The sequence below is a fragment of the Burkholderia cepacia ATCC 25416 genome, assembly GCF_001411495.1.
Lineage (GTDB): Bacteria > Pseudomonadota > Gammaproteobacteria > Burkholderiales > Burkholderiaceae > Burkholderia > Burkholderia cepacia.
On record NZ_CP012981.1, the window covers coordinates 2,314,042 to 2,336,996 of the forward strand.

General features: G+C 66.4%; 16 protein-coding genes. 13 read left to right on the top strand and 3 right to left on the bottom strand.

Annotated elements, in window-relative coordinates; genetic code table 11:
• The first annotated feature begins 20 nt into the window (after positions 1–20).
• The 10 genes from APZ15_RS10545 to APZ15_RS10590 all read left to right on the top strand — a co-directional run bounded on the left by APZ15_RS10545 (position 21) and on the right by APZ15_RS10590 (position 15,475).
• Positions 21–620 (top strand): DUF3304 domain-containing protein, encoded by a 600-nt coding sequence (locus APZ15_RS10545; protein WP_027787817.1) that lies wholly within the window; start codon positions 21–23, stop codon positions 618–620.
• Complete coding sequence (locus APZ15_RS10550; RefSeq protein ID WP_027787816.1) at positions 617–3,019, top strand: T6SS phospholipase effector Tle1-like catalytic domain-containing protein; 2,403 nt, start codon at positions 617–619, stop codon at positions 3,017–3,019. The genes APZ15_RS10545 and APZ15_RS10550 overlap by 4 nt, the downstream gene beginning before the upstream one ends.
• Positions 3,020–3,131: 112 nt before the next feature.
• A complete protein-coding gene (locus APZ15_RS10555) occupies positions 3,132–6,845 on the top strand; it encodes a type VI secretion system Vgr family protein (RefSeq protein WP_034195794.1) in 3,714 nt (1,237 codons plus the stop codon).
• The gene (locus tag APZ15_RS10560; RefSeq protein WP_027787815.1) at positions 6,842–7,768 is read left to right on the top strand and encodes a hypothetical protein; all 927 of its coding nucleotides are present in this window, start codon (positions 6,842–6,844) and stop codon (positions 7,766–7,768) included. Before APZ15_RS10555 ends, APZ15_RS10560 begins: the two co-directional genes overlap by 4 nt.
• A 34-nt stretch (positions 7,769–7,802) precedes the next feature.
• Positions 7,803–8,705: a hypothetical protein gene (locus APZ15_RS10565; protein ID WP_138143314.1), complete on the top strand. Its 903-nt coding sequence runs from the start codon at positions 7,803–7,805 to the stop codon at positions 8,703–8,705.
• Positions 8,706–8,774: 69 nt separating this feature from the next.
• The gene (locus APZ15_RS10570) at positions 8,775–11,591 is read left to right on the top strand and encodes a type VI secretion system Vgr family protein (RefSeq protein ID WP_027787813.1); all 2,817 of its coding nucleotides are present in this window, start codon (positions 8,775–8,777) and stop codon (positions 11,589–11,591) included.
• A gap of 5 nt (positions 11,592–11,596) precedes the next feature.
• Positions 11,597–12,487 carry a DUF4123 domain-containing protein gene (locus APZ15_RS10575; RefSeq protein WP_226153263.1) on the top strand — a complete coding sequence of 297 codons (891 nt, stop codon included), beginning with the start codon at positions 11,597–11,599 and terminating at the stop codon, positions 12,485–12,487.
• Complete coding sequence (locus APZ15_RS10580) at positions 12,484–12,870, top strand: DUF805 domain-containing protein (RefSeq protein ID WP_027787811.1); 387 nt, start codon at positions 12,484–12,486, stop codon at positions 12,868–12,870. Before APZ15_RS10575 ends, APZ15_RS10580 begins: the two co-directional genes overlap by 4 nt.
• Positions 12,867–13,346, top strand: coding sequence for a DUF3304 domain-containing protein (locus tag APZ15_RS10585; protein ID WP_034195792.1), 480 nt, complete (start codon positions 12,867–12,869; stop codon positions 13,344–13,346). Before APZ15_RS10580 ends, APZ15_RS10585 begins: the two co-directional genes overlap by 4 nt.
• Positions 13,347–13,351: 5 nt before the next feature.
• Positions 13,352–15,475: a phospholipase effector Tle1 domain-containing protein gene (locus APZ15_RS10590; RefSeq protein ID WP_027787809.1), complete on the top strand. Its 2,124-nt coding sequence runs from the start codon at positions 13,352–13,354 to the stop codon at positions 15,473–15,475.
• Between the two features lie 51 nt (positions 15,476–15,526).
• On the opposite strand, the gene APZ15_RS10595 is transcribed toward APZ15_RS10590, so the two are convergent.
• From APZ15_RS10595 to APZ15_RS10600, 3 genes are all read right to left on the bottom strand, one after another.
• A complete protein-coding gene (locus APZ15_RS10595) occupies positions 15,527–16,765 on the bottom strand; it encodes a lytic transglycosylase domain-containing protein (protein ID WP_027787808.1) in 1,239 nt (412 codons plus the stop codon).
• 237 nt (positions 16,766–17,002) lie between these two features.
• Entirely contained in the window at positions 17,003–17,179 is a 177-nt protein-coding gene (locus APZ15_RS40840) for a hypothetical protein (RefSeq protein WP_155253127.1), read from the bottom strand.
• Entirely contained in the window at positions 17,179–18,339 is a 1,161-nt protein-coding gene (locus APZ15_RS10600) for a porin (RefSeq protein WP_027787807.1), read from the bottom strand. Before APZ15_RS10600 ends, APZ15_RS40840 begins: the two co-directional genes overlap by 1 nt.
• Positions 18,340–18,812: 473 nt before the next feature.
• On the opposite strand from APZ15_RS10600, the gene APZ15_RS10605 reads away from it, so the two are divergent.
• The 3 genes from APZ15_RS10605 to APZ15_RS10615 are packed head-to-tail and all read left to right on the top strand — an operon-like array spanning position 18,813 to position 22,943.
• Positions 18,813–19,322 carry a sigma-70 family RNA polymerase sigma factor gene (locus tag APZ15_RS10605; protein ID WP_027787806.1) on the top strand — a complete coding sequence of 170 codons (510 nt, stop codon included), beginning with the start codon at positions 18,813–18,815 and terminating at the stop codon, positions 19,320–19,322.
• Positions 19,323–19,325: 3 nt separating this feature from the next.
• Positions 19,326–20,312 (top strand): FecR domain-containing protein, encoded by a 987-nt coding sequence (locus APZ15_RS10610; RefSeq protein ID WP_027787805.1) that lies wholly within the window; start codon positions 19,326–19,328, stop codon positions 20,310–20,312.
• 54 nt (positions 20,313–20,366) lie between these two features.
• A complete protein-coding gene (locus APZ15_RS10615; RefSeq protein ID WP_027787804.1) occupies positions 20,367–22,943 on the top strand; it encodes a TonB-dependent siderophore receptor in 2,577 nt (858 codons plus the stop codon).
• Positions 22,944–22,955: the final 12 nt, after the last annotated feature.

Sequence of the window (22,955 nt, forward strand, 5' to 3'; positions counted from 1 at the left end):
TCGGACAAGAGGATCGAGAAATGAGTCTGAATGCCGGTTCCACGACGTTTGCCGCTCGGCTGCTGATGTTCATGGCCATCCTGCTGGGGACGGCAGGATGCTCGCGTGCCACCGATGCGTCGTTTGCGGCGTCGGGTGTGGCGGGTGTGTCGAGCGCGCCGGCCGAGCCCGACACGATGGGCTTGAAGCTGAATGCCCTCAACTACACCGACGTTCCGATCGGCGCGTTCTACGTCGACGGTACCTGGGGCGGGGCGGTTCCGGCACGCATCGGCAGCGGCGGCGGCGCGATCATCTGCTGCGTCGCGTTACCGAAGCAATGGCATCCGGGGTTGACCGTCAACCTGCAGTGGCGGGACGACAACCTGTACAGGAAGGATCCGAAGGCGCTCGCGAGCCGCGTCGTGCCGGTCGAGCGCTACGACGCGTTCTCGGATGGCTTCCTGTGGGTCCTGTTCTTTCCGCACGATCGAATCAAGGTCTATGCGTCGCAGTGGATGCCCGGCTATCGCGGTTTTCCCGAAAATCTTCAGGCGCCCGCCGAAGCGTGTCCGGGACACTTCACGTTGCGCAACGGCGATCCGCAGTGCCCGAATCCCGACAAGAGGATCACGCCATGAGTTTCCGCTTCGCGAGCGCTGACCGGCCCGACGTTGCGGTCGTCACCCCGGAGGAGCAGGACGCGATCATGCGCCGCCTGCACGACGACGACGGGATGAGTTGCTGCAAGACGCTGCATGTCGGCATCTTCTTCGACGGCACGCGCAACAACGCCCATCGCGATCGCGCCGGCGGCAAGCACAGCAACGTCGCACGCCTGTTCGACGTGTTTCCCCGCGACAAGTATCACAGCGCCATCTACGTGGCGGGCGTCGGCACGCCCTTTGTCGACGAGGTCGGCGATCAGGGTGTCGGGCTGCAGGCCGCGGCGGGCGCCGCGACGGGGTGGGCCGGCGAGGGGCGCATCAACTGGGCGCTGCTGCAGATCCACAACGTCGTGCATGCGCACGCGTTCGGCAATTCGCTGTCCGCGGCGCTCGGCAAGAGCGACAAGGCGCTCGCGAAGGCCGTCAGCGTCGACCTGAATTTCAAGGGCATCGATCTCGGCGGCACGCCGCCGAAGCCGGGCAGTCTCGGCGACATCAACGCGCGCGGCAGTTCGAGCGCCGGCGCGCTCAAGCTGATGGCAGCCGAGCAGAACGGGATCGAACTCACCTGGGATCGCGACACGATCTGGGCACAGCTCAAGGGCGAAGTCGATACGGCGAACTGGACCGCGACCATGCGCGCGTGGGACGACAAGCGGCGCGCCGCGTTGCGGGCCCGTTGCGCGCAGCTGAAGGAGCGCGTCGGCGATCTGCTGGTCAAGGGCAAGCCGAAACTGCAGCGCATCCGCCTGTATGTGTTCGGCTTTTCGCGCGGCGCGGCCGAAGCGCGCACGTTTTCGAATTGGCTGAACGATGCGCTCGACGCCGATTTCAGCCTGTGCGGCGTGCCGGTGTCGTACGACTTTCTCGGCCTGTTCGATACGGTCGCGTCGGTCGGCATCGCGCAAAGCACGGCCGCGACGTTGTTCGACGGGCACGGCGGCTGGGGACGCAAGGAACTGATGGGGCTGCCGCACTCCATCCGCCGCTGCGTCCACATGGTCGCCGCACACGAGCCGCGCGGATCGTTCCCGCTCGACCTGATCGATGCGTCGATCGACGGGCGCGAGGAGATCGTCTATCCGGGCGTCCATTCGGACGTCGGCGGCGGTTATGGACCGGGCGAGCAAGGGCGTGGCACGGGCGATGCGGACAAGCTGTCGCAGATACCGCTGCTCGACATGTATCGCGAAGCGCGCAAGGCCGGTGTTCCGCTCGACATCAACGGGCCCGGCGTCGCCGCCGAAGCGGCCGCGGCGTTCGCGATTTCGCCCGCGCTCAAGCGCGCGTTTTCCGCCTACGTGAAAACGAGCGCGGACTACTACTACGCCAAGGAACACGGCACGCCGGGCCTGATGCGCGCGCACTACGGGCTGTACCTGCGCTGGCGCAGGATGCGCCTCGACAACTTGCGTACGCAACCATCGTTCCTGGCCGCCAAGGCCGCGTACCCGCAGGATGCCGTCGATCTCGACAGCGCGAACGAGGAACTGCGGCTCGAATGGCGCGACCTGCTCGAGTGCGAGAAGCAGGGTGGCCCGACCGTGAGACGTTACGCGGGGAACGCGGTCAGCAAGAAGCTCACGCAGAACCCGAAGGCGGCAGCCGTCATTTCCCCGGCCGTGCTGCCGATCGTCCAGGGCCTGCAGTCCGCGCTTCCGCTCGTCGGTCCGGTGGTACGCGCGAGTGCGAAGCGCGCCGAGGATTTTTTCCAGTTGCAGCTCGACGAGAAGTGGCAACAGTGGCTCGAGGTGCGAGGCGACTGGAACATGGGGCCGCCGGAGGCGCCGATCAGCGCGCTGTACGACAACTTCATGCACGACTCGCGCGCGTGGTTCAAGCCGCTCGGCGACGACGACGACGTCTGGAACTACAACCAGATCAAGGCGCTGAAAACCCGTCAGGCGGAATTCGAGCGCGAGCACGCGGCGTGGCAGAAGCGTCGGCAACTTGGCCTGCCGGGGCCGTCGCAGATCATGCAGGTGATGGGCGCGAGTGCGCTCGGGCTCGGGCCCGGGGTCAGCGCGGTGCAGGAGCCCGAACCGCGTTCGCCGCTGAGCGCACGGGAGGCCGATATCCTGAAGCGCTACGACGCCGCGCAGCAGGCCGCGCAGAAGGCACGCGCGGCCAAGGACGCGAATGCGCCGACCGACAGTGCCGTGCTGACCGATCCCGATGTCACGGGCGGTCTCGCGTTGCAGGATTCGGGACGCGAGTTTTCGTTCGTCTGGGGTTACCTGCGCTGGCGCACCGTCTACGTGAACGGCGTGCGCTGGGATGCGCCCCACGTACCGAGCGTGCAGGAAGAAATGGAGGCGCAGCGCAAGATGCTGCAGTACAAGGTCAACATGAACGGGATGTTCCCGCAATGATGCGGCGTACTGTCTCCCGCGCGCGGCGGCCGCTCGCCGTTGCACCGCAGAACCGATTCGATACGAACCAGCCGACGCGAAACGCATTCGCGCGCGATTGCCGAGAAACGACATGGATCTTGTTGCCGCATTAACGGGGTACGGGCAAGCGACCCGCCATATCCAGATCGATACCGCGATGCCGGGGGCATTCGTGGTCGAGCGCTTTCACGGTCGTGAAGGGATCAGCGAATCGTTCCGGTTCGAGATCGACGTGCTGTCGAGCGAGCCGTTTCTCGATCTGGCGCCGCTGATCGGCAGCGCCGTGCGGCTGCGCCTTGCGACGGCAGCGGGCGAGCGCTGCTGGAACGGCTACGTCACGCATGCCGCGTATGCGGAGAGCGACGGCGAGTTCACGCGCTACCGGCTCACGATGGAATCGTGGCTCGCGCTGCTGCAGCTGCGCCGCAATTGCCTGTATTTCGTCGATCTTGACGTCGAGGGCATCTGCGAGCAGGTGTTCGGCGATTACCCGGAAGCGCATCGGCGCTACGAGCGAGTCGAGCCGCTGCGTGCGTTCCGCCTGCGCGGCCAGTATCGGGAAACCGATCTCGATTTCGTGTTGCGGCAGTTGTCGGAAGCCGGGTTGTCGTTTCGCATCGAGCACGGGCAGGACGCGGGGAACGCACCGTCGGGCGATCATACGGTCGTCGTGTTCGACCGTCACGCGCGGCTGCCCGACGGCAGCGCGATCGCATTCAATGCGCAGGACGTCGGCGATCCCGACGGCGTGATGACGCAATTCTCCGATCGGCGTCAGCTCGTGCCGGATCGCATGGTGGCGACGAGCTGGAAAGCCAGCGAGCTCGTTGCGCTGGCCGGCCAGGCGCAGCAGCCGGCCGACGCCGACGCGCCGCTGCTGCCGGTGCGGGAGGTCTACGACGGCCAGCGTGCCGGCCGCTTCGACACGAGCGGCGACGCGCAGCGTTACGCCGAGCAGCGTCTCGACGCGCTGCAGCTCGCCAAACGGGTTTACCGTGGCGGCGGATCGTCGCGCACGCTCGAGGTCGGCAGGGTGCATACGCTGAACGATTATCTGAGCGGCGCCGTGCGGTTCGTGCCGCTGTCGATCGAGCATGAGGCCGTCAACAATCTCGGCGCGCAGATCGGGCAGCTGTTCGGACGCGGCGAGCTCGAGAAGGGCCTGTATCGCAACCGCTTCGTCGCGGTGCCGGAAGGCACGCCGATCGTGCCGCCGCATCGCGACCGGCCGACGGTGCACGGCGTGCAGACCGCGATCGTGGTCGGCGAGTCGGGCGGCCGCGTCAGCAGCACGCGCGATCATCAGGTCCGCATCCAGTTTCCGTGGATGCGCGGGGTCGCACCGCTGCCGGGCGGGCTGACCGATACGGCGAGCCGTGCCAATCCGGCCGGCCATGCGCCGGGCGACCATCGGTCGGGCATCCTGGTCCGCGTTGCCGAACAGGCCGCCGGGCCGAATTTCGGTCATGCGTTCGCGCCGCGTGTGGGGGCGGAGGTGGTGGTCGGCTTCGAGTCCGGCAACATCGATGCGCCTGTCGTCCTCGGCCAGGTGTACGGCGGCCGGGTGCGACCGCCGTTCTCGGCCGGCGAAGGCAGCGACGCGAATCATTCAGGATCGCTGACGGGCCTGCAGACGCAAACGCTCGACGGGCAACCGGGCAGCCGCTGGGTGATGGACGATGCGGCCGGGCAATTGCGCCACGAGCTGAACAATTCGACCGCCGGCACGCGCCTCGCGCAGGGTTATCTGATCGACCAGCAGGGCACGATGCGCGGCGCCTATCGCGGCGAAGGTTTCGAACTGGCGACGCAGGGCTGGGGCGTTGTGCGGGCCGGCGCGGGCGTGCTGGTATCGAGTACCGCGCGTCAGTTCGGTGCGTCGACGCAGATGGACGTCGCCGAACGCGTGGCGCAGTTGAAGGACGCCGAAAAAACCGCGCAGGAACTCGACCGGGCGGCCACCGGCGCGCTGGCAGTCGGCCTGAGCGCGAACGCGGCGCTGACGGATTTCCTGAAGGCGATCGATCCTGCGCAGGACGGCAAGTATACGGGGACCGTGGGCGGCCAGAGCGCGACCAAGCCGAGCGGCACGCAGCGCGACGGCGGCGATCCCGTCGAGCGATTCGCGACACCCGCGGTGCTGATGGAGTCGCCGGAGAACATCGTGGTGACGACGCCGGACAGCGCGGTGTCGTATGCGGCGCAGCATGTTCATGTGACGTCACAAGGCGATGCGCACGTGGGCGCCGGTGCGACCGTGGCCGCGGCGACGGGCGATGCAGTAAGCCTGTACAGCGTGGCAGGCGGGCTCAAGGCGATCGCGGGCGAAGGGCCGGTGAGCGTCGAGGCGCATGCGTCGACGATGGAGATTCTCGCGGACCAGACCGTGCGCGTGACGTCGACCGACGAGCGCGTCGACGTGCTCGCGCAGGATGCGATCGTGCTGCAGCAGGGGCCGAACCGGATCACGCTGAAGGGCGGCGACATCATCGTCGAGACACCGGGGCAGTTCGCGGTGAAGTCGGGCGGGCATCCGTTCCCAGGGCCGCGCGCGGCGAGCGTGAAGCTTCCGGCGCTGCCGGTGTTGCCGCAGGGCGATCCGTGCGACTTCCTCGTACAGGCGCTGGCGGCGAGCCCGGCGGGGAGAGGGGCGGTGGCGGCGGGGGGAGCGGCATGGAGCGGGGCCGCGTCGAGCGCGACGGGTTTGACGGCCCACATGCCGGTTCCGGAAGCAGGAGCTTTGCCGCTTGTCCCGCAGGCACGGGCAGGTGAGTCGAGTCGATCCATGCCTGCACCGGTACCCGCTTCGTCGGGACCGAATGCGGCACCCGGCCCGTCGCTCGGTTATTCGACTCCGCCGCCGGTGTCCAGCGAACTGGAAGGCATGCCGAAGAAAGGCCCGGCAGCGCAAAGCGGGCCGTGCAATCTTCACGTCCCCGCGATTCCCACCGAGTCTCATACCGTTGATTCTGGATGCGCCAGCTATTTCCAAACGGGAGCGGACGGCAAGGCGGTGCTCAGGGACAAGAAGCGCATCTGGCTGAATTTTTCCGGCACGGAGGATTCGTACGACATAGGATACGCACCCGCGACGGCGACCGTGACGGCGACCGTCTATATCAAGGTCAACCTGAAGGACCAGTACTGGATCAATAACGGGGCCGTCTACATGGATCCATCGACGGGCAAACCGTTCTCGGTACCGTTCAATAGCGATGGAATCCGTAAAGACCGGGTGATAAGGGTCGTGGACCGGCCGGGTGGGCTGGGTTCCATATCGGGCTTCAAGAAGCGCATCGAGGACGGGCTGAATAGCGGGAACTATTCGATGCAGCCGAAAGAATGCCCGCTTGGCAGTGCATGTACGTGCAAGGTCAAGCTGAAACTGGAAGTCGAGCTGGTTCAAATCGGACGATGCCATGCGGAGATCAATCTGTTTCCGATGGCGACCCGGGCGGATTCGGGCAACTGGGGGGAAGTGAGCGTCGAGTGGAACGGCCGGGAGAATCGGTACGTTCCGATCAAAACGGAACATACGATCGTGCACGAGGCCGGCCATCTGTTCGGCTGGCCCGATGAGTATTTCCTGGATGGCGGGGCGGTGTATGGCAAATACATCAACTCGCAACATCTAGTCGACGTGAAGATGGCCCAGCTTGTCGACAACTGGCAGCGCGAGACCCCCACGAACGTGATGGGCCGAGGGGTGTACACGAAGAAGCCGGAAATTGCGAAGCACTACATGTACAGCTTCCGCAACTGGTTCAACAAGAAAACCGGGATTGAATGGGAGGTGCTGAAATGAAGCGCTCGATCTTGTTCCTGGTGATGTCAACGATTTCTTTCGGGGTGGCGGAAATGACGCTCGCACAAGTTCGTCCGGATTATTTCGAGATTCGTAGCGGACAGGGACAGCTCAATCCGTCGCCATCGATGGTCTTCACGGCCGATGGCCAAACGGTGTCATATTTTTCGCGTGGACGGGACATCGACCCGATGCCGCCATCGAGTTACGTCGGAATCGGGAAATATACGGCGGATCTCACGGGAACCTATCGCCAGCATGTCGATATGGTGAAGGCGACGTTAAGCAGTAGGGCGATCCCCCAGATCCGTGCAATCAACAAGGGGTCCGTGCTCGTCTATTCGTTCGACAAGGACGGCCACCATTACGAGGGCACGTACAACTATCAGTTCGACGATCAATTCAACGAGAACCTTTCGGTGCTTTATGACCTTGCCCACGATTTGCTGGCGCGTGGTACGCACGAGATCAATTTTCGTCCGGAATTTTCGGTGCGATCCACCGCCGACCATCTTGTCGTCGACGTGACGTTCGCAAACGATGGCAAGCAGGATGTGGCGATCGACGGTCCTGATCGTTGGTCGCCAGATCTGGCGAGGCCCGATGTGCAATACATGGAGATCAGCGGCGGCAACAAACTCGTGGGTTTCGACGTCAGGCTGGTCAGCAAATATCTGAACGACACATCGCGTCGTAATCGGCGCGAAATCGTCGTCAAGCCCGGTCAGCCCGAGAAGATGGAATTCCTCGTGCCTTACGCAGATCTGACCTATGACGCCAATTCGCCGATGCGCCGTGTCGAGCCCGGCACCTACGTCTTCGCCGGCAAGATGAACGTCGACATCCTGCGTCCGCAGGAAATGGACGGACGGATCTTCACGCCGACGAATCGGCTGGAAAACGTGAACCTGACGGGGAAGTGACCCTGACGTGATGCGCGTTATACGAATCCTGGTGTTGGCGGCATTGCTTCCCTGCGCGACGGACATGGCGTCTGCGCGCGACGAGCATGGTCATTTCGAAATCCGGAGCAGCCCGGGGCAGATCAAGCCTGCGCCTCCATTGGGTTTCACGTTTGACGGCAATCGTGTCGCCTACTATTCGCATGGGCTGGATCTTGATCTCATGCCGCCGGCGAAGTATGTGGGAATCGGAAAATACACGGGAGAACTGAACGATCGTTACTGGCCGGAAATCGAGCAGATGCAGCGGATTCTGGCCAACAACGAGATCGCTTCGGTTCCGGGCCGGAATGTCGGATCGGTCCTCGCATATTCGTTCGATCGGAATGGAACGCATTACCAGGGGCAGCTGCAATATCGATCCAGTGACGACATCAACGGAAAGCTGTCGTTTCTTTACGAACTTGCGCAGGATCTGTTGGATCACGGCACGCCGGAAATCAATCTGCACCCGACGTTCGCCGCGCGTTCCGAAGCGGGGAATCTGGTGGTCGATGTCGTGTTCGGGAACGACGGGACGCAGGAAGTGGTCATCGATGGCCCGGAGAAGTGGTTGTCGCGGCGCGCGCTCCTGAACGGGCAATACTTTCTGATCAGCGCGGGCAACGACGCTGGCGCGCGCTTCCAGGTCGCGCTGGTCGAGAAGTACCTGAGTGCCGCTTCCCGCGCCTATGCGTCGGTGATTTCGGTCAAACCGGGGCGGTCGGTGAAAGTCGAATTCGTCGTGCCGCACGATGCGTTGACGTTCGATCCGGGCGCATCGCGGCAACGGATCCCCGGGGGCACCTACCAGATGTTCGGCGTCGCGAATGTCAATATCCAGTCGCCCTCGGAAATGAAAGGCAAAGCATTCATACGGATGGACAAACTGTCCGACGTCGATTTGACCGAACGATAATGCGTAACCCGAAGCTTCGACTCCAGGAACTGAACGTACTACCTCCCGCGAACCCCGAACCCACCCATCATGCCGACCCAATCTGACCTCATCCAGGCGTTCTTCCGCGGCTGGTCGCAGCACGACCGGTTTCTGTGGCTGACCACGCCGCTCGGCGCGGACAAACTCGTCGCCGAGAGCCTGCACGGATGGGAGTCGCTCGATCGCGGCGGCTTCCGGTTCCAGGTCACTGCGCTGACCGAGCGTCCCGACGTGCCGCTCGACAAGCTGATCGGTGCGCCGATCCTGATCGAATGGCAGGCCGCCGACGGGCAGGACGCACGGCGCCCGTTCCACGGCCATGTGATGGCCGCGGAACTCGTCGGCTACAACGGCGGGCTCGCGCGCGTGCGACTCGTCGTCGAACCGTGGCTCGCGCTGCTGCAGCAGCGCGTCGACAGCTACAACTTCGTGAACGCGAGCGTGGTCGAGATCAGCGAACAGGTTTTCTCGCACTACGCGCGTGGCGCGGTCGCGCCGGCATGGCGCTGGTCGCTCGCCGATCCCGCGCGATATGCGAGCCGCAGCCTGACCGCACAGGCCGGCGAATCGGACTTCGCGTTTCTCGAACGTCTGTGGGCGGAAGAGGGCATCTTCTACTGGTTCGAACACGAGGGCGACGCGCAGTCGACGAACCTCGGCACGCACACGCTCGTCCTCGCCGATACGAACCAGCGTTTCGCCCCGGCCGAACCCGAGGTCGTTGGTTTCCACCAGACGAGCGACGGCGATCCGCGCGGCGGCATCCGGCACTTCCTGCACGCGCGCCGCTGGCGCATCGGCAGCGTCGCGCGCGCCAGCTGGGATCATCGAAGCCTGTCGACCCGTCCGTCCGGCGTGCGCGCGGACGGCGCGGTCGTGCCGGGCGAGGATCGCGACGTCGCCGGCCCGTACGCGTTCCAGACCACCGGGATCGGCGAACAGCGCGCACAGCAGCAACTCGACGCGCAGCGCGTGGCGGCGCTGCAGGCCGAAGGCAGCGGTACGCGTCGCGATCTGCGGCCGGGGCTGCACTTCGCGATGTCGCAGCATCCGTCGCTCGATGCATCGCGGACGTTCGTGTGCCTGCGTGTCGAGCACGACGCGCGTGCGAACGTGGGCGCCGACGTGCACGGTGCGATCGCGCAGCGACTGGGCGAGATTCCGTCGGTGCCCGACGCCGCACCCGGCGAGGCAGTCGGATACGGCGGCGCGCAGGCGCTGCATGCGGTATTCGACGCCACGGCGCACGATGGCAGCGCGCTCGTGGACGGCAACGAGGTGTACCGGAACCGCTTCGCCGCGTTGCCGTTCGACCAGGCCTATCGGCCGCTGGCGTCGAACGGGCACGGTGCGCGTGTGCATCCGGTCGCGGTGATGCCGGGCGCGCAGACAACCGTCGTGGTCGGCGCGGGCGATCCGGTCCACACCGAACGCGATCACCGGATCCGGATCCAGCATCACGCGCAGCGCGGGCAGAATTCCGCGAGTCGCGAAGCGCATCCACGTGCGGCGAATGCGCCGGCCGATCGTGGCGCCGGCACCTGGACGCGCATGGTGACCCCGGTCGGCGGCGACAACTGGGGCGGCGTGAGCGTGCCGCGCGTCGGTCAGGAAGTCTGGACCGAGTGGCTGGAAGGCCAGCCGGACCGGCCGGTTGCGGTCGCCGCGCTGTACAACGGGCAGGGCAACGCCAACGCACAGCACAATGCGTTCGCGGGCGGCCCGAGCGGCAGCACGGCCAATGCGGCGGCCTGGTTTGCCGGCAACGACCATGCGGCTGTGCTGACCGGCTTCAAGACGCAGGACATGAGCGCGAGCCAGACCGGCGCGGGCGGCTCGCGGCAATTCATGCTCGACGATACGGCCGGCCAGTCGAGTGCGCGCCTTTACACGACCGATCACGACAGCGGCCTGACGCTCGGCCACATCAAGCAGGTGCAGGACAACCGCCGTCTGGCCGATCGCGGCTACGGCGCCGAACTGTCGACGCAGGCGGCCGGGGCGCTGCGCGCCGGTGCCGGCCTGCTGATTAGCACGGCGCCGGGCGTGAACCAGATGGACGCGAGCGCGGCGAGCCAGGTGCTCGCGCAGCAACGCGAGATGCTGCAGGGGCTCGCGGATTTCGCGCGCAAGCAGGGGGCGGAGCCGGGTGTTAGCACGGCGCAGCCCGGTGTCGCGAGTGCCGGCGCGAGCGCCGCGTCGCCGCTCGCGGCGATCGAGGGGCTGCAGCAGAGCCAGGTGTCGATCGGCGCGACGCGCGAAGGCAACGGCGCGGGCGGTGCCGGCGGCGGCGGTGCGGTTGCGTGGCAGCATCCGCATCTCGTCGCACACGGCGCGGCCGGCGTCGTCGCGATGACCGCGCGAAGCCACGTGTGGACGTCGGGCACGCAAAGCGTGCTGAGCGCAGGACGCGACGTGCAGGTCACGGTCCACGGCAAGTCGAGCATCGTCGCGAAGGAAGGCATCGCGCTGTACACGCACGGCACCTCGGGTGGCAGCCGCCCGGTGCCGGCCGTCGGCATCGCGCTGCACGCGGCGACGGGCGCCGTCACCCTGCAGGCGCAGAACGCCGGGACGCTCGACGCCAATGCGCAGCGCGCAGTGACGGTGTCGAGCGCGCAGGCGAGTGTCGCGCTGCAGTCGCCGAAGCGGCTGCTGCTGACGGCCGCCAACGCGTTCCTGAAGATGGAAGGCAACGACATCGTGATCGGCGCGCCCGGCAAGGCGACGTTTCATGCGGCCCAGCACACGCTGACCGGGCCGCGTTCCGCGAACGTGCAGCTGCCGTCGATGAACAAGCCCGCGTGCGTCGAATGCATGCGGGATCTCGCGCATCGCCATGAAGCGATCGCCACGCGCGGGTGACGGCGATGACAACGCTGCTTCAGACCTGGGAAACGACGGCCGCCGCGGAGCACGCGGCGTTTCCGGATACCCATCGCTATCTGCTGGCCGATGCTTCGCAACTGCCGATCAACGCGGCGCCGTGGCGCGAGCTGATCGCGCAAGGGCAGGTTCACAACCTGCTCGCCGGTCAGCCGGAAGCGAGCAACCCGGAAGTCTGCGCGCTGGTGTGCGACTATCGTGCGCCGCACGTGTCGGCGTTGCTCGAACGGCAGCTCGCGCGGCGGCCGTTCGCGTTTCTGTCGCTGGTCAGCGTCTATCCGCTCGACGAACTCGCGCCGAAACTTGGTATCAGGACGCGCGTGACGTTGCCCGACGATCGCGACGGCCTGCTGCGGTTCTACGATGCGGCGGTGTTCCAGACGCTGGCAGGCGCACTGTCCGGGGCGCGCTATCAGGCGCTGTTGTCGCCGTGCGTGTCGTGGACCTGGGTGTGTCGCGATGGAACCGTCGGTACGGTGCGGCATCCGCGCCGGCACGAGCGGATCTTCTACGCGCGCGTGGACGCCCGCGAGCTCGACGCATTGCGCCGCGGCAGCCGGCCGGACGCCGTGCTGGCCGAATTGCGGCGCAACGGCCGGATCCCGGCCGACGCGGATCCGTTCGACACATACGCGCGCATGCTCACACTGTTCGGCATGCTGGATGCACAGGGGCTGAACGACGACAGGCTCGCCTACCGGATCGGCGCGACGCTCGCGATGGTCGGCCACGTGCGGCTCGACGATGCGAGTGTAGCCGAGTGCATCGCCGCGCATCGGCACGATCACGACGCGTTGTGCGACGCATTGCTGGATCGCCTGCTCGAGCACGGCGAGGCAGCGAATGCCGCGACGGAACAGGAGGCGCAGCGATGAACGTGCCCGCGCTGTTTTCGTTGCGCGGCCGGGCCGGGCGCATGCAATGGTGGAGCGTGACGGTGCCGTTGCTGGTCGCCGGTTCGGTGTTCGACGCGCTCGCCGATCTGCCCGCCGCGCGGCGGGCACAGACGATCGTCGACCTTGCCGGATGGGCATTCGCGGTCGTGATGATCTGGCTGCTGGTCGCGGTGTCGGTGCGGCGCTGGCACGACATCGGCAAGTCCGGGTGGTGGACGCTCGTCCATGCAATTCCCGTCGTCGGCGCGTTCGTCGCGATCGCGATGAACGGGTTCGTCCGTGGCGACGACGTACATAACCGGTTCGATCCGCCGTCGCGCGATGAAGGCAACAACGACGCAAGTTTGCGAGGGTATCGATGAAATTCAGGGCAGGGATGCACGTTTTGGCGCTGGTCGGGCTCGGTGTGCTCGCCGCATGCGGCAAGCACGGCGTCGACGTGTCGGCGGAGCCGCATAACGTGTGCGTCACCGGATACAACGAGTACGGCCGCAAGCTGCACGAATTCTGGCTCGACAACGAGCACAAGTCCGGGTGCTTCGGCAATCCGGCGGCGCGCGAGGACGGCGAGGCATTCGGCGGCGGCGGCGGCTTTGCGTGTGGCTGCAAGGTGACCCCGGGGCAGAAGGTGAAGCTGTACTGGGAATTCGCGCAACCGCTGGCCGACATTCAGCGCGGCATCCAGCCGGAGCGCAAGACGATCGACGTGACCATTCCGCAGCCGGAATCGCCGACGTCGCGCTATCTGCGCGTGTATTTCCGCAAGAACGGTACCGCCGAGCTGCAGTGGGTCGACGACATGAACGCACCCGAGCTCAAGCCGACCCAGGAGAAGTGAGCGCCATGGCCGAAATCAACCTGAAGAAGGATGCCGCAAGCGCGGAGACGGATCGCGTCAGGGCGGAAGCCGAGCAGATGTGCCCCGCATGCGAGCACATGCTGTGGGTCAGCTTCTATTTCGACGGATTCGGTTTCGGCGACAAGGAAGGACCACGAACCAACATCCTGAAGCTGTTCAACGCCGCATACGACAAGAAGAACAAGAACATGCGGCGCTTCTACTATCCGGGGCTCGGCGCCGATTTCGACCCGGAAGCCGGCGTGCTTCGGCAGGTGTTGAAGGACAAGGCGCTCGACACCGCCGGCGAAAAGGCCGGCGACAAGCTCAAGGAGATGACCGTCGACAAGGCCAAGGAGAAGGGCATGAAGACGGTCGAGGACGCGTGGAAGCAGAGCGGCAGGAAGGGGAATTCCACGCTGAGCGGCCGCGTCGGCGACACGGTCGGCACGGTGTTCGACAAGGCGAAGGAAGGCGTGGGCGACGCACGGAAGCGGCTCGAGCGAGCGGTCGCGCGGCCGGGGGCGGAAAAGAACCGCGCGTTGCGTTACCTGAAGCGCGAATGGCGAGGGTTCTGGCGCGATGTCGTCAAGTATCCGTACCGGATTCCGAAGACGGTCCTGAAGGAGGTCGGCAAGGAAACGCTCGGCGCGCTGGCCGAGTCGTTCCAGCTTTCGCGCGACACGAAGCTCGGCGCTGCGCTGTTCAATACCGGCGTCGATACGCGCCTGAAGGCGGCGGACGAGGATTTCAAGGCGGCCGTGGCGGGCGTGAAGCAGGCGGGCACGATCAACAAGATTCATGTCGCGATCTTCGGGTACGACATGGGCGGCGGCCTCGCGCTGGCCTTTGCCAAACGGTTGCTCGAGGAAACCTGCAAGGGCGGGAAGTACGACGGCGTGGCGGTCAAGATCAAGTTCATGGGCCTGTTCGACTGCGTGACGAACCGTTTCGACGACAACCTGCTGACGGGCTACATTCCGTTGAGCAACGCGGTGTCGTCGGATCTGATCTTGTCGCCGGACATCGAGAAATGCGTGCACTACGCGGCCGCGCATGAACTGCGCGTGTACAAGCCGTTGACGATGCTCGGCGTCGATCCGGCCGACATGCGCGGCCGGCGGCAGGAGCGCCTCTTTCCCGGCGCGCAGGTGGACGTGGGCGGCGGCGCGATCGAAGGCGAGGACGGCATTTCCGACAAGCTTGCGCGCCTGCCGCTCGAGATGATGTACCACCGCGCATACGGCGCGGGCATTCCAATGCCGAGCCTGACCGCGCTGGCGAACGAGGACGGCGCGCTGTATCAGCAGATCGTCGCGCCGCAGGAGGTCCAGGCCTTCCAGCTCGACTACCGGGTGACCGTCAAGAAGCTCGTGGCGACGACGCGCGAGATTCCGCCGCTGTCGCCGCTGGGCGCCGGCATCGGCTATCCGTCGGCGGCGCTCAGGCCGTCGATCGGGCCGCTCGATTTTCTCAATCCGAAGCCGCTGCCCGACATGACGGACGGTTGCCGCGTGCCCGACCGGACGCCGCCGCGCCCGGTCGTCGTGACCGACCTGCCGAAGGACATCCAGGGCGAGCTCAAGGGCCACATGGTCGTGTACATCCAGTGGCTGCGCATGTGGTACGACCGGGCCGAGAATCGCACGGCCGCGACACAGCGCAAGCCGGGGTGGCTCGGCGGCGCGGTGAATCCGCTGGCGTACGGCCGTTACGAGAAGCTGGTGCGCGAAATCGACTACCAGAAGCAGCACGGCACGCGCCCGGGATACGGGTTCGATCGGAAGCAGGCGATGAAGCAGCTCGACGGCGAGTTGCCGGCGTCGATGTTCAATACCGACCCGCAGGCGCAGGCGCTGTTCTGGCTGTGGAACAATCCTGGCGAGCGCCTGCCGCAAGTCGAAGCGATGTATCCGCTGTTCGTGAAGCACGTGCACGACAGCATGGCCGAGAGCGATATCGAGGCCGTGTGGAGCCATCTGGTGTCGATCAAGAACTACATGAATACGCGGGCGATGCAGAAGATCGCGACCGCGCCCGACAAGTCCTTCCTGGATCGCGTCGCGGACGTGTACCACTCGCTGGTGTCGACCGTATCCGCACCGCCCGGCACGACGGTCGTTCGATAGTCGGCCGGCCGCCGACCCACGCCGGCCGGCGACGCGCGGCTGGCCCGTGCGTTACTTCGAGATGTACCAGAGCGCGTCGGTGCTGACGCGCGCGGCCGGCTTCGTCGTGGCCGGCACCTGAGGCGTCGTAACGGGGGGCGGCGTGTTCGACGTCACTGCGGTGGGCCACGTCGCCGGCGTATTCGACGGGGTCGATGCCGTCGACGCATTGGCGGTACTCGCGGTCGGTGCTGAACCCGACGTCGACGCCGTGTCGATGTACCAGAGCGCATCGGACGATGCGATCCGCCTGGTCGACGCATTCGCAGCCGGCTGTTTCGCAGCCGGCGCGGTGGCAGCCGTTGCCGCCGTCGCGCCCGAACGCGGCGTTCCCGCCGCAGCCGTTGCCTGCGCCGTCGTCCCGGCTCCACCACGCTGCGCACGCGCCTCGAACGGCCCGAGCTGGAAGATTAACGTTTGCGCGGGACGCGTCAGGACGGCATACGGGAACTGCAGCTCCCACGACATCAGCACGCGGCCTGACGACGTTTCCGTGAAGATCGCCGGCAGGTGCTTCATGTCGCTGAACTGCACGTAGACCCGCGCGCCGTCGTCGAACACCTGGGTCGGCTTGGCCTGGTCCGCCCCGGTGACCGTCCAGCCGAAGTTGTACGTGCCGGCCGGGCCGGCGGGGCCGCCCTGCGGGGGCGCCGGCGGCGGAGCCGACGAGATCGTGCGCGGGCGCGTGACCTGCTGCGGGGCGGACACGCTCAGGCTCGCGAACGGGTTGTACGCCTGGGCCTGTTGCGGCGGCGTAAAGGACGGTGGAAGGATGGGCATGGGAGTATCCGGCGAATCCGGCATGGTCCGGATTGCATCATAGACCTTGCGCGCATACGCGAGGCGCTTGTCGGGCGACGCGGAGTTGTACGCGCCGATCGCGTTCCAGTTGGCGCCGAGTTGGCGGATGTTCTGCGACAGGATCCACGCGCCGACATACGCGTTCGTGCACGCATCGAACAGGCTCTCCCGCGTGATGCCTTCGCGCGCGAGCGTCGGCAGCCAGGTGCTGTTGATCTGCATCAGCCCGATGTCGACCGTGCCGTTCGTGTTGGTATTGACGGCGTTCGGGTTCATGCCCGACTCGACCTGCGCGATGCCGCGCATCAGGCTGACGCTCACGTGCTGGAACGCGGCCGCGTCGTCGAGGCAATCGGCCCGCGTGACACCGTGCAGCGCGCACGACAGCGCAATCGTCGAGGCGATTTTCAGCGTTTCTCGGCTGATCGAACGGGTGGTCTGACGCGGCATGGCAGGATGGGGCGGAATCCGGGCGCCCGGTGCAAGGAAATTACGCGAGACGCGAAGTGTGCCATAGCGAGCAGGCAAATGGCTCGCGTCAAACTTTCCTTTGCATTTGCCCATGCGCCCGACACGCCTTTTTATCGTGTCCGATCACGGCGTGCGGCGAAGCATTATCGGTAAATATGGCCGGATTTCACGGTGAATGCCGGGGCAATGGCGGCGCCGGAATACTGACGCATCGCGTCATTTGTTCCAGGAAATCGGTGCTGAATCAAACCGGATGAAAATCGGCAGGCAGCCGATATCCGGGGTGAAATGGGCGATGAAAAGGCGATCGGGAAACGCGCCGGCGGCCGGTGCCGCCGTATCGGTCGATGCGGATTCGGCCGGCCGCACGGCGGACAGCCGGCCGTTTTGCATCAGAAGCGGTGTCGCAGGCCGAGGTTGACCATCGTCTGCGAGCTGGTGCCCGCGTAGCCGTACGAACCGATCGACGCCTGCGCGCCCATCGAGCCGCCGTTGCCGTCGCCGGTCCGGCCGCTTGCGTGCTGGTACGCGGCGGTCAGGTAGACGTCGGTGCGCTTCGACAGGTTGTAGTCCGCGCCGGCCGATACCTGGTGATAGGTGGCCGACGTGTCGCCGCCCGAGCGTGTATAGCTGTAGCCGACGCCGACCAGCAGCGCGTTCGTCGCCTGGTAGTTCACGAAGCCTTGCCCGGTGTTGTAGTGCTCGTTCGAGTTGAATACCGAGCTCGCATCGCGGCGGTACTGCGCGTTGCTGTAGCCGAGGCCGAACGTGAACGGGCCGGCGACGTACTGGCCCGCGATGCGTGCGATGCCGATCGAGTGCGCGCTCGCATAGCCGTTGTTGATCGGGCCGTCGAAGGTGCCATCCGACGAGCTGGTCCAGCCGTTGCGCAGCCCGTTCGACGCAGGGCTGTTGGTCGCGTGGAAGTACCCGCCCGCGACGCTGAACGGCCCGTTGTTGTACGACACGGCGGCCGAATACGATTGCGCGGCGCCGGTGCTGCCGGCGATGCCGCCGAACGAATACATCGCGGAGAACTGCAGGCCCGCATAGACGGCCGACGTGTACTTCACCGCGTTGTCGACGCGGAAGCTGTTGTCGTAGTTGTCGACGTCGCCGGGCGTCGCGAACACGCTGCCGAGATAATTGTCGGCGGTGATGCCCTGCACGAGATCGACGAGCGGATCGTACTGGCGGCCGAACGTGAGCGTGCCGTAGCGGTCGCTCGTCAGGCCGACGAACGCCTGCCGGCCGAACATGCGGCCGCCCTGGCCCTGCCGGCCGTTGCTCGGGTCGAAGCCGTTCTCGAGCTGGAACAGCGCCTTCAGCCCGCCGCCGAGATCCTCGGTGCCTTTCACGCCGAAGCGGCTGCCGGCCAGGTTGCCCGCGCTGCTGTTGCCGAGCATCCACGCGTTGTCATTGCCCTGCGCATGGTTCACGTAGGTGATCGACGTGTCGATCACGCCATACAGCGTGACGCTCGACTGCGCGTGCGCGACGGGTATCGCCGCGAACGACGCGATGGAAATCAGCGAGAGGGTCGTGCGTTTCATTTCATCTCCTTGCGCATTGGCTTGTATTCGTGATCCGGAATGGCAGGAGACTACCGAGTGCGATTAAAACGGAAAAACGAAATTCTCTTTTGTGGCTTGAGGCAGACAGGGATGTGCTCCAGTCTCGACGATCGAGGGATTTGAATTATTGAAAATTGCGTATCAATTGATTGTCATTTCGCAATTTTGTCATTCCGGCTTGCATATCTCGCGATAATCTCGATCGATTTGACGGGGCGTCGAGGCGGCCCGGATATTGTTATCGATCCGTCAAATAACTATTTAATGAATCGATTTGGCCACGGTGTAATGAATGTGTTAACGACGCATCGGGCGACGGCATCGCGGCGGCGTCTCCCTTCCTGTCGCGTTGTCGTTGCACGCGTGGCACGCCGGTCGTCGATCCGGTCTTGTATATAATAATCATTCTCATTTACAAGATCGTTGACGCCTGCGCACCCCGGAACCCGGCCATGTCTGCTGACCAGCTGTCCCTCCATCGAGAAATCGACGCCCTCTATACCGGCCACCACGCGTGGCTGCGCGGCTGGTTGAGCCGGAAGCTCGGTTGCGCGCACCGCGCGGCCGATCTGGCGCACGACACCTTCATGCGCCTGCTCGCACGCGACGAGCCGATCGGCGCCGACGAACCGCGCGCGTTCCTCACCACGGTCGCGCAGCGCGTGCTGAGTAACCACTGGCGGCGCGAGCAGATCGAGCGCGCGTATCTCGATGCGCTCGCGCAGCACCCCGAAGCGCATGCGCCGTCGCCGGAGGAGCGGGCCGTCGTGTTCGAGACGCTGCTCGAAATCGACCGGCTGCTCGACGGCCTGCCGCTCGCGGCGAAGCGAGCGTTCCTGCTCGCGCAACTCGACGGGCTCACGCAGGCCGAGATCGCGCGCGAACTCGGCGTGTCGCTCGCGACGGTGAAGCGTTATCTCGTGAAGGCCGGCACGCAGTGTTTCTTCGCGATGGCGGCCTGACCGATGGCCGCCCCGGGAGCGCCGGCGGTGCCGCCGCAGGTTGCGCGTCGCGCGGTCGAATGGTGGGTCGACCGGCAGGCCGGCCGCACCGGCGAAGCGTTCGACGCCGCGCTCGCGCGCTGGCGCGCGGAGGATCCGGCGCACGACGCGGCATGGCGCCATATCGAAACGATGCAGCACAGGTTGGGCGGGCTCACGGCCGGGCTCGACGCGCAGGCCGCGCACGCGGCGCTGCTGTCGCCGCGTGCGGGCCGCCGCCGCGCGGCCGTGAAGGCGCTGGCCGTCCTGCTGTTCGCGGGCGGCGCCGCATGGATGGCCGAGCCCGCGCGGCGCGCGGCGATCTGGCCGGCAGACCTGCGAACGGCGGTCGGCGAGCGGCGCACGGTGACGCTCGCGGATCGCACGGTCGTCGTCCTCGATACCGACACGGCGCTCGACGTGCGCTTCGACGCCGCCGCGCGCGGCCTGCGCCTGCTGCGCGGCACGATCATGGTGACGAGCAGCCACGACGATCGCGTGCCCGCGCGGCCGCTCGTCGTCGCGACCGCGCAAGGCGAGTTGCGGCCGCTCGGTACACGCTTCGCGGTGCGGCAGCGCGAAGGCGCGACGCGGGTCGAAGTGTTCGCCGGTGCCGTGCGCGTGCAGCCGGACGATGCGGCGGCAGGCGCGCGCGTGATCGCGGCCGGGGAGGGCGCGGATTTCACGCGCGATGCGATCGGCGTGCAGGCACCGCTCGATGCGTATGCGTCCGCGTGGACGGGCGGCATGCTGGTCGCGTCGCGCATGCGGCTGGCCGACCTCGTCGCCGAGCTCGACCGCTATCGCCGCGGCAGCCTGCGCTGCGATGCGGCCGTGGCCGACCTGCGCGTGTCGGGCACCTATCCGCTCGACGATCCCGCGCGTGTGCTCGACACGCTGAAGGCGACGTTGCCGATCGATGTGCACTACCTGACGCGCTACTGGGCGACGGTCGTGCCGGCCCGTTCCTGAGCGTGTCGAAAAAAATTTTCGCCGACCTGAGCTGTTTCTCGATGTTCGCGTGACATGGGTAATGAAAGCAGCACTGGCCCATCGTCCACCGACTTCCCGATCATGGTTTCCATCCGTCTCACGTATCGGCGCCGTCCGGCGCCCGACCGACATCTGCCGCGCGCCGCGCGCCCGGCCGCACCTGCCGCGCCCGGGCACCTCGCGCGCCGGCTCGCCGGTGCCGTCCTGGTGTCCGCGCTGCTGCCGCTGCCCGCGCTGGCCGACACCGACACCGATGCGGCGCCGGCCGCGCAGCGCGCGGCACGCCGTGCGTTCGACATTCCGGCCGGGCCGCTCGAAGCGGCGCTGAACCGGTTCGGCCGCGACGCGGGCATCCTGCTCGCGTTTCCGGCCGAGCTGACGGCCGGCCTGACGAGCGGCTGCGTGCAGGGCCGCTTCGACGTCGACGGGGCGCTCGACCGCCTGCTGGCAGGCACGGGGCTCGTCGCGTTGCGGCAGCCCGGCGGCGGCTACACGCTGAAGCGCGCGGACGGCACGGTCGCACGACCCGTGGCGGCCGGCGTGGCCGCGGGCGCCGAGTTGCCGGCGATCACGGTGCGCGACAGCGCGCTGCGCGCCGAAAGCTATCGCGCGCCGAAGGAGGCGGGCGTGTTGCGTTCCGACATCCCGCTGCTCGACACCGCGCAGGCCGTCAACATCGTGCCGGCACAGGTGCTGCGCGACCAGCGTCCGCGCAATCTGGACGACGCGCTCGGCAACGTCAGCGGCATCACGCAGGGCAACACGCTCGCGGGCACGCAGGACACGATCATGAAGCGCGGCTTCGGCGGCAATCGCGACGGCTCGCTCATGCAGAACGGGATGCCGCTCGTGCAGGGGCGCGCGTTCAACGCGGCGGTCGACAGCGTCGAGGTGCTGAAGGGGCCGACGTCGCTGCTGTATGGGCTGATGGACCCGGGCGGCGTGGTCAACGTCGTCACGAAACAGCCGCAGCTCGTGCGCTACAACGCGATCTCGCTCGGCGCGTCGACGTTCGGGCACGGCAAGAACGGCGGCAGCGCGACCTTCGATTCGACGGGGCCGGTCGGCGATTCGCGGCTCGCGTACCGGCTGATCGTCGATCAATCGAACGAGCAGTACTGGCGCAACTTCGGCGAATACCGGCAGACCTTCGTCGCCCCGTCGCTCGCGTGGTACGGCCGCGATACGCAGGTCGTGGTGTCCTACCAGTACCGGACCTTCCATTCGCCGTTCGATCGCGGCACGGCGCTCGACCCGCGTACCAACGCGCCGCTCGACATTCCCGCGCGGCGGCGCCTCGACGAGCCGTTCAACAACATGGACGGCGAATCGCACCTCGCGCAGCTGAGCGTCGATCACCAGTTCAACGCGGACTGGAGCGCGCATCTCGGCTACAGCTACAACCGCGAGACCTACGACGCGAACCAGTTGCGCACGACGGGCGTCGATCCGGTGAAGGGCACGCTGTCGCGCAGCAACGATGCGACGCACGGCTCGCTCAGCACCGACAGCTACGGAATCGGCTACGTGAACGGCAAGCTGGTGCTCGGCGGGATGCGGCACGACGTGCAGGTCGGCTTCGATACCGAATACCGTCGCATCTACCGCAAGGACATGCTGCGGCAGGCCGTGAAGACGCCGTTCAGCTATGTCGATCCCGTCTACGGGCTGCTGCCGCCGTCGAGCACGGTGTCCGCGAGCGACAGCGACCAGACCGACACGCTGCACGATGCGTCCGCGTTCGTGCAGGACACGATCCACCTGACCGACAAGTGGATCGTGTCGGGCGGGCTGCGCTACATCACGTACAACCAGGTCGCGGGGCGCGGCCGGCCGTTCACCGCGAACACCGATCTCAGCGGCTCGAAGTGGCTGCCGCGCGCGGGCGTCGTCTACAAGTGGACCGATACGTTCTCGCTGTACGGCAGCTATTCGCAGTCGCTGAAGCCGTCCTCGTCGATCGCGCCGATGACGGGCTACATCATCGACGGCGCGACGCCGCCCGAGGAAGCGACCGCGTGGGAAGTGGGCGGCAAGCTCGACCTGCCGGGCGGGATGACGGGCACGCTGGCACTCTTCAACATCGACAAGAAGAACGTGCTCGTGTCGCAATACAACGACGCGACCAAGCTGACCGACTGGCGCACGTCGGGCAAGGCGCGCTCGCGCGGGATCGAGCTCGACGTGTCGGGCCGGATCGGCGAGCGCGTGAACGTGATCGCGAGCTACGCGTACATCGACGCGAAGACGACCGAGGATCCGCTTTACGCGGGCAACCAGCTGTGGAACGTCGCGCGCCATACGGCGTCGCTCGCGGCCGTCTACGATGTCGGCACGCTGGCCGGCGGCGACGACCTGCGCGTCGGCGCGGACGTGCGCTACGTCGGCGCGCGGCCCGGCGATTCGGCGAACAGCTTCACGCTGCCGTCGTACGTGCTCGCCGACGCGTTCGCGACCTACGACACGCGGATCGGCAAGCAGAAGCTGTCGTTCCAGCTCAACGTGAAGAACCTCTTCAACCGCACCTATTACCCGTCGAGCGCGAACCGTTATTTCGTCGCGATCGGCGATGCGCGACAGGTGTCGCTGCTCACCACGCTGCAGTTCTGACCACGCAATCGC

Excerpts from the sequence above, each read along its gene's own strand:
- APZ15_RS10545 (WP_027787817.1), top strand. The coding sequence starts at position 21 with ATGAGTCTGAATGCCGGTTCCACGACGTTTGCCGCTCGGCTGCTGATG.
- APZ15_RS10550 (WP_027787816.1), top strand. The coding sequence starts at position 617 with ATGAGTTTCCGCTTCGCGAGCGCTGACCGGCCCGACGTTGCGGTCGTC.
- APZ15_RS10555 (WP_034195794.1), top strand. The coding sequence starts at position 3,132 with ATGGATCTTGTTGCCGCATTAACGGGGTACGGGCAAGCGACCCGCCAT.
- APZ15_RS10560 (WP_027787815.1), top strand. The coding sequence starts at position 6,842 with ATGAAGCGCTCGATCTTGTTCCTGGTGATGTCAACGATTTCTTTCGGG.
- APZ15_RS10570 (WP_027787813.1), top strand. The coding sequence starts at position 8,775 with ATGCCGACCCAATCTGACCTCATCCAGGCGTTCTTCCGCGGCTGGTCG.
- APZ15_RS10575 (WP_226153263.1), top strand. The coding sequence starts at position 11,597 with ATGACAACGCTGCTTCAGACCTGGGAAACGACGGCCGCCGCGGAGCAC.
- APZ15_RS10580 (WP_027787811.1), top strand. The coding sequence starts at position 12,484 with ATGAACGTGCCCGCGCTGTTTTCGTTGCGCGGCCGGGCCGGGCGCATG.
- APZ15_RS10585 (WP_034195792.1), top strand. The coding sequence starts at position 12,867 with ATGAAATTCAGGGCAGGGATGCACGTTTTGGCGCTGGTCGGGCTCGGT.
- APZ15_RS10590 (WP_027787809.1), top strand. The coding sequence starts at position 13,352 with ATGGCCGAAATCAACCTGAAGAAGGATGCCGCAAGCGCGGAGACGGAT.
- APZ15_RS10595 (WP_027787808.1), bottom strand. The coding sequence starts at position 16,765 with ATGCCGCGTCAGACCACCCGTTCGATCAGCCGAGAAACGCTGAAAATC.
- APZ15_RS40840 (WP_155253127.1), bottom strand. The coding sequence starts at position 17,179 with ATGCAAAACGGCCGGCTGTCCGCCGTGCGGCCGGCCGAATCCGCATCG.
- APZ15_RS10600 (WP_027787807.1), bottom strand. The coding sequence starts at position 18,339 with ATGAAACGCACGACCCTCTCGCTGATTTCCATCGCGTCGTTCGCGGCG.
- APZ15_RS10605 (WP_027787806.1), top strand. The coding sequence starts at position 18,813 with ATGTCTGCTGACCAGCTGTCCCTCCATCGAGAAATCGACGCCCTCTAT.
- APZ15_RS10610 (WP_027787805.1), top strand. The coding sequence starts at position 19,326 with ATGGCCGCCCCGGGAGCGCCGGCGGTGCCGCCGCAGGTTGCGCGTCGC.
- APZ15_RS10615 (WP_027787804.1), top strand. The coding sequence starts at position 20,367 with ATGGGTAATGAAAGCAGCACTGGCCCATCGTCCACCGACTTCCCGATC.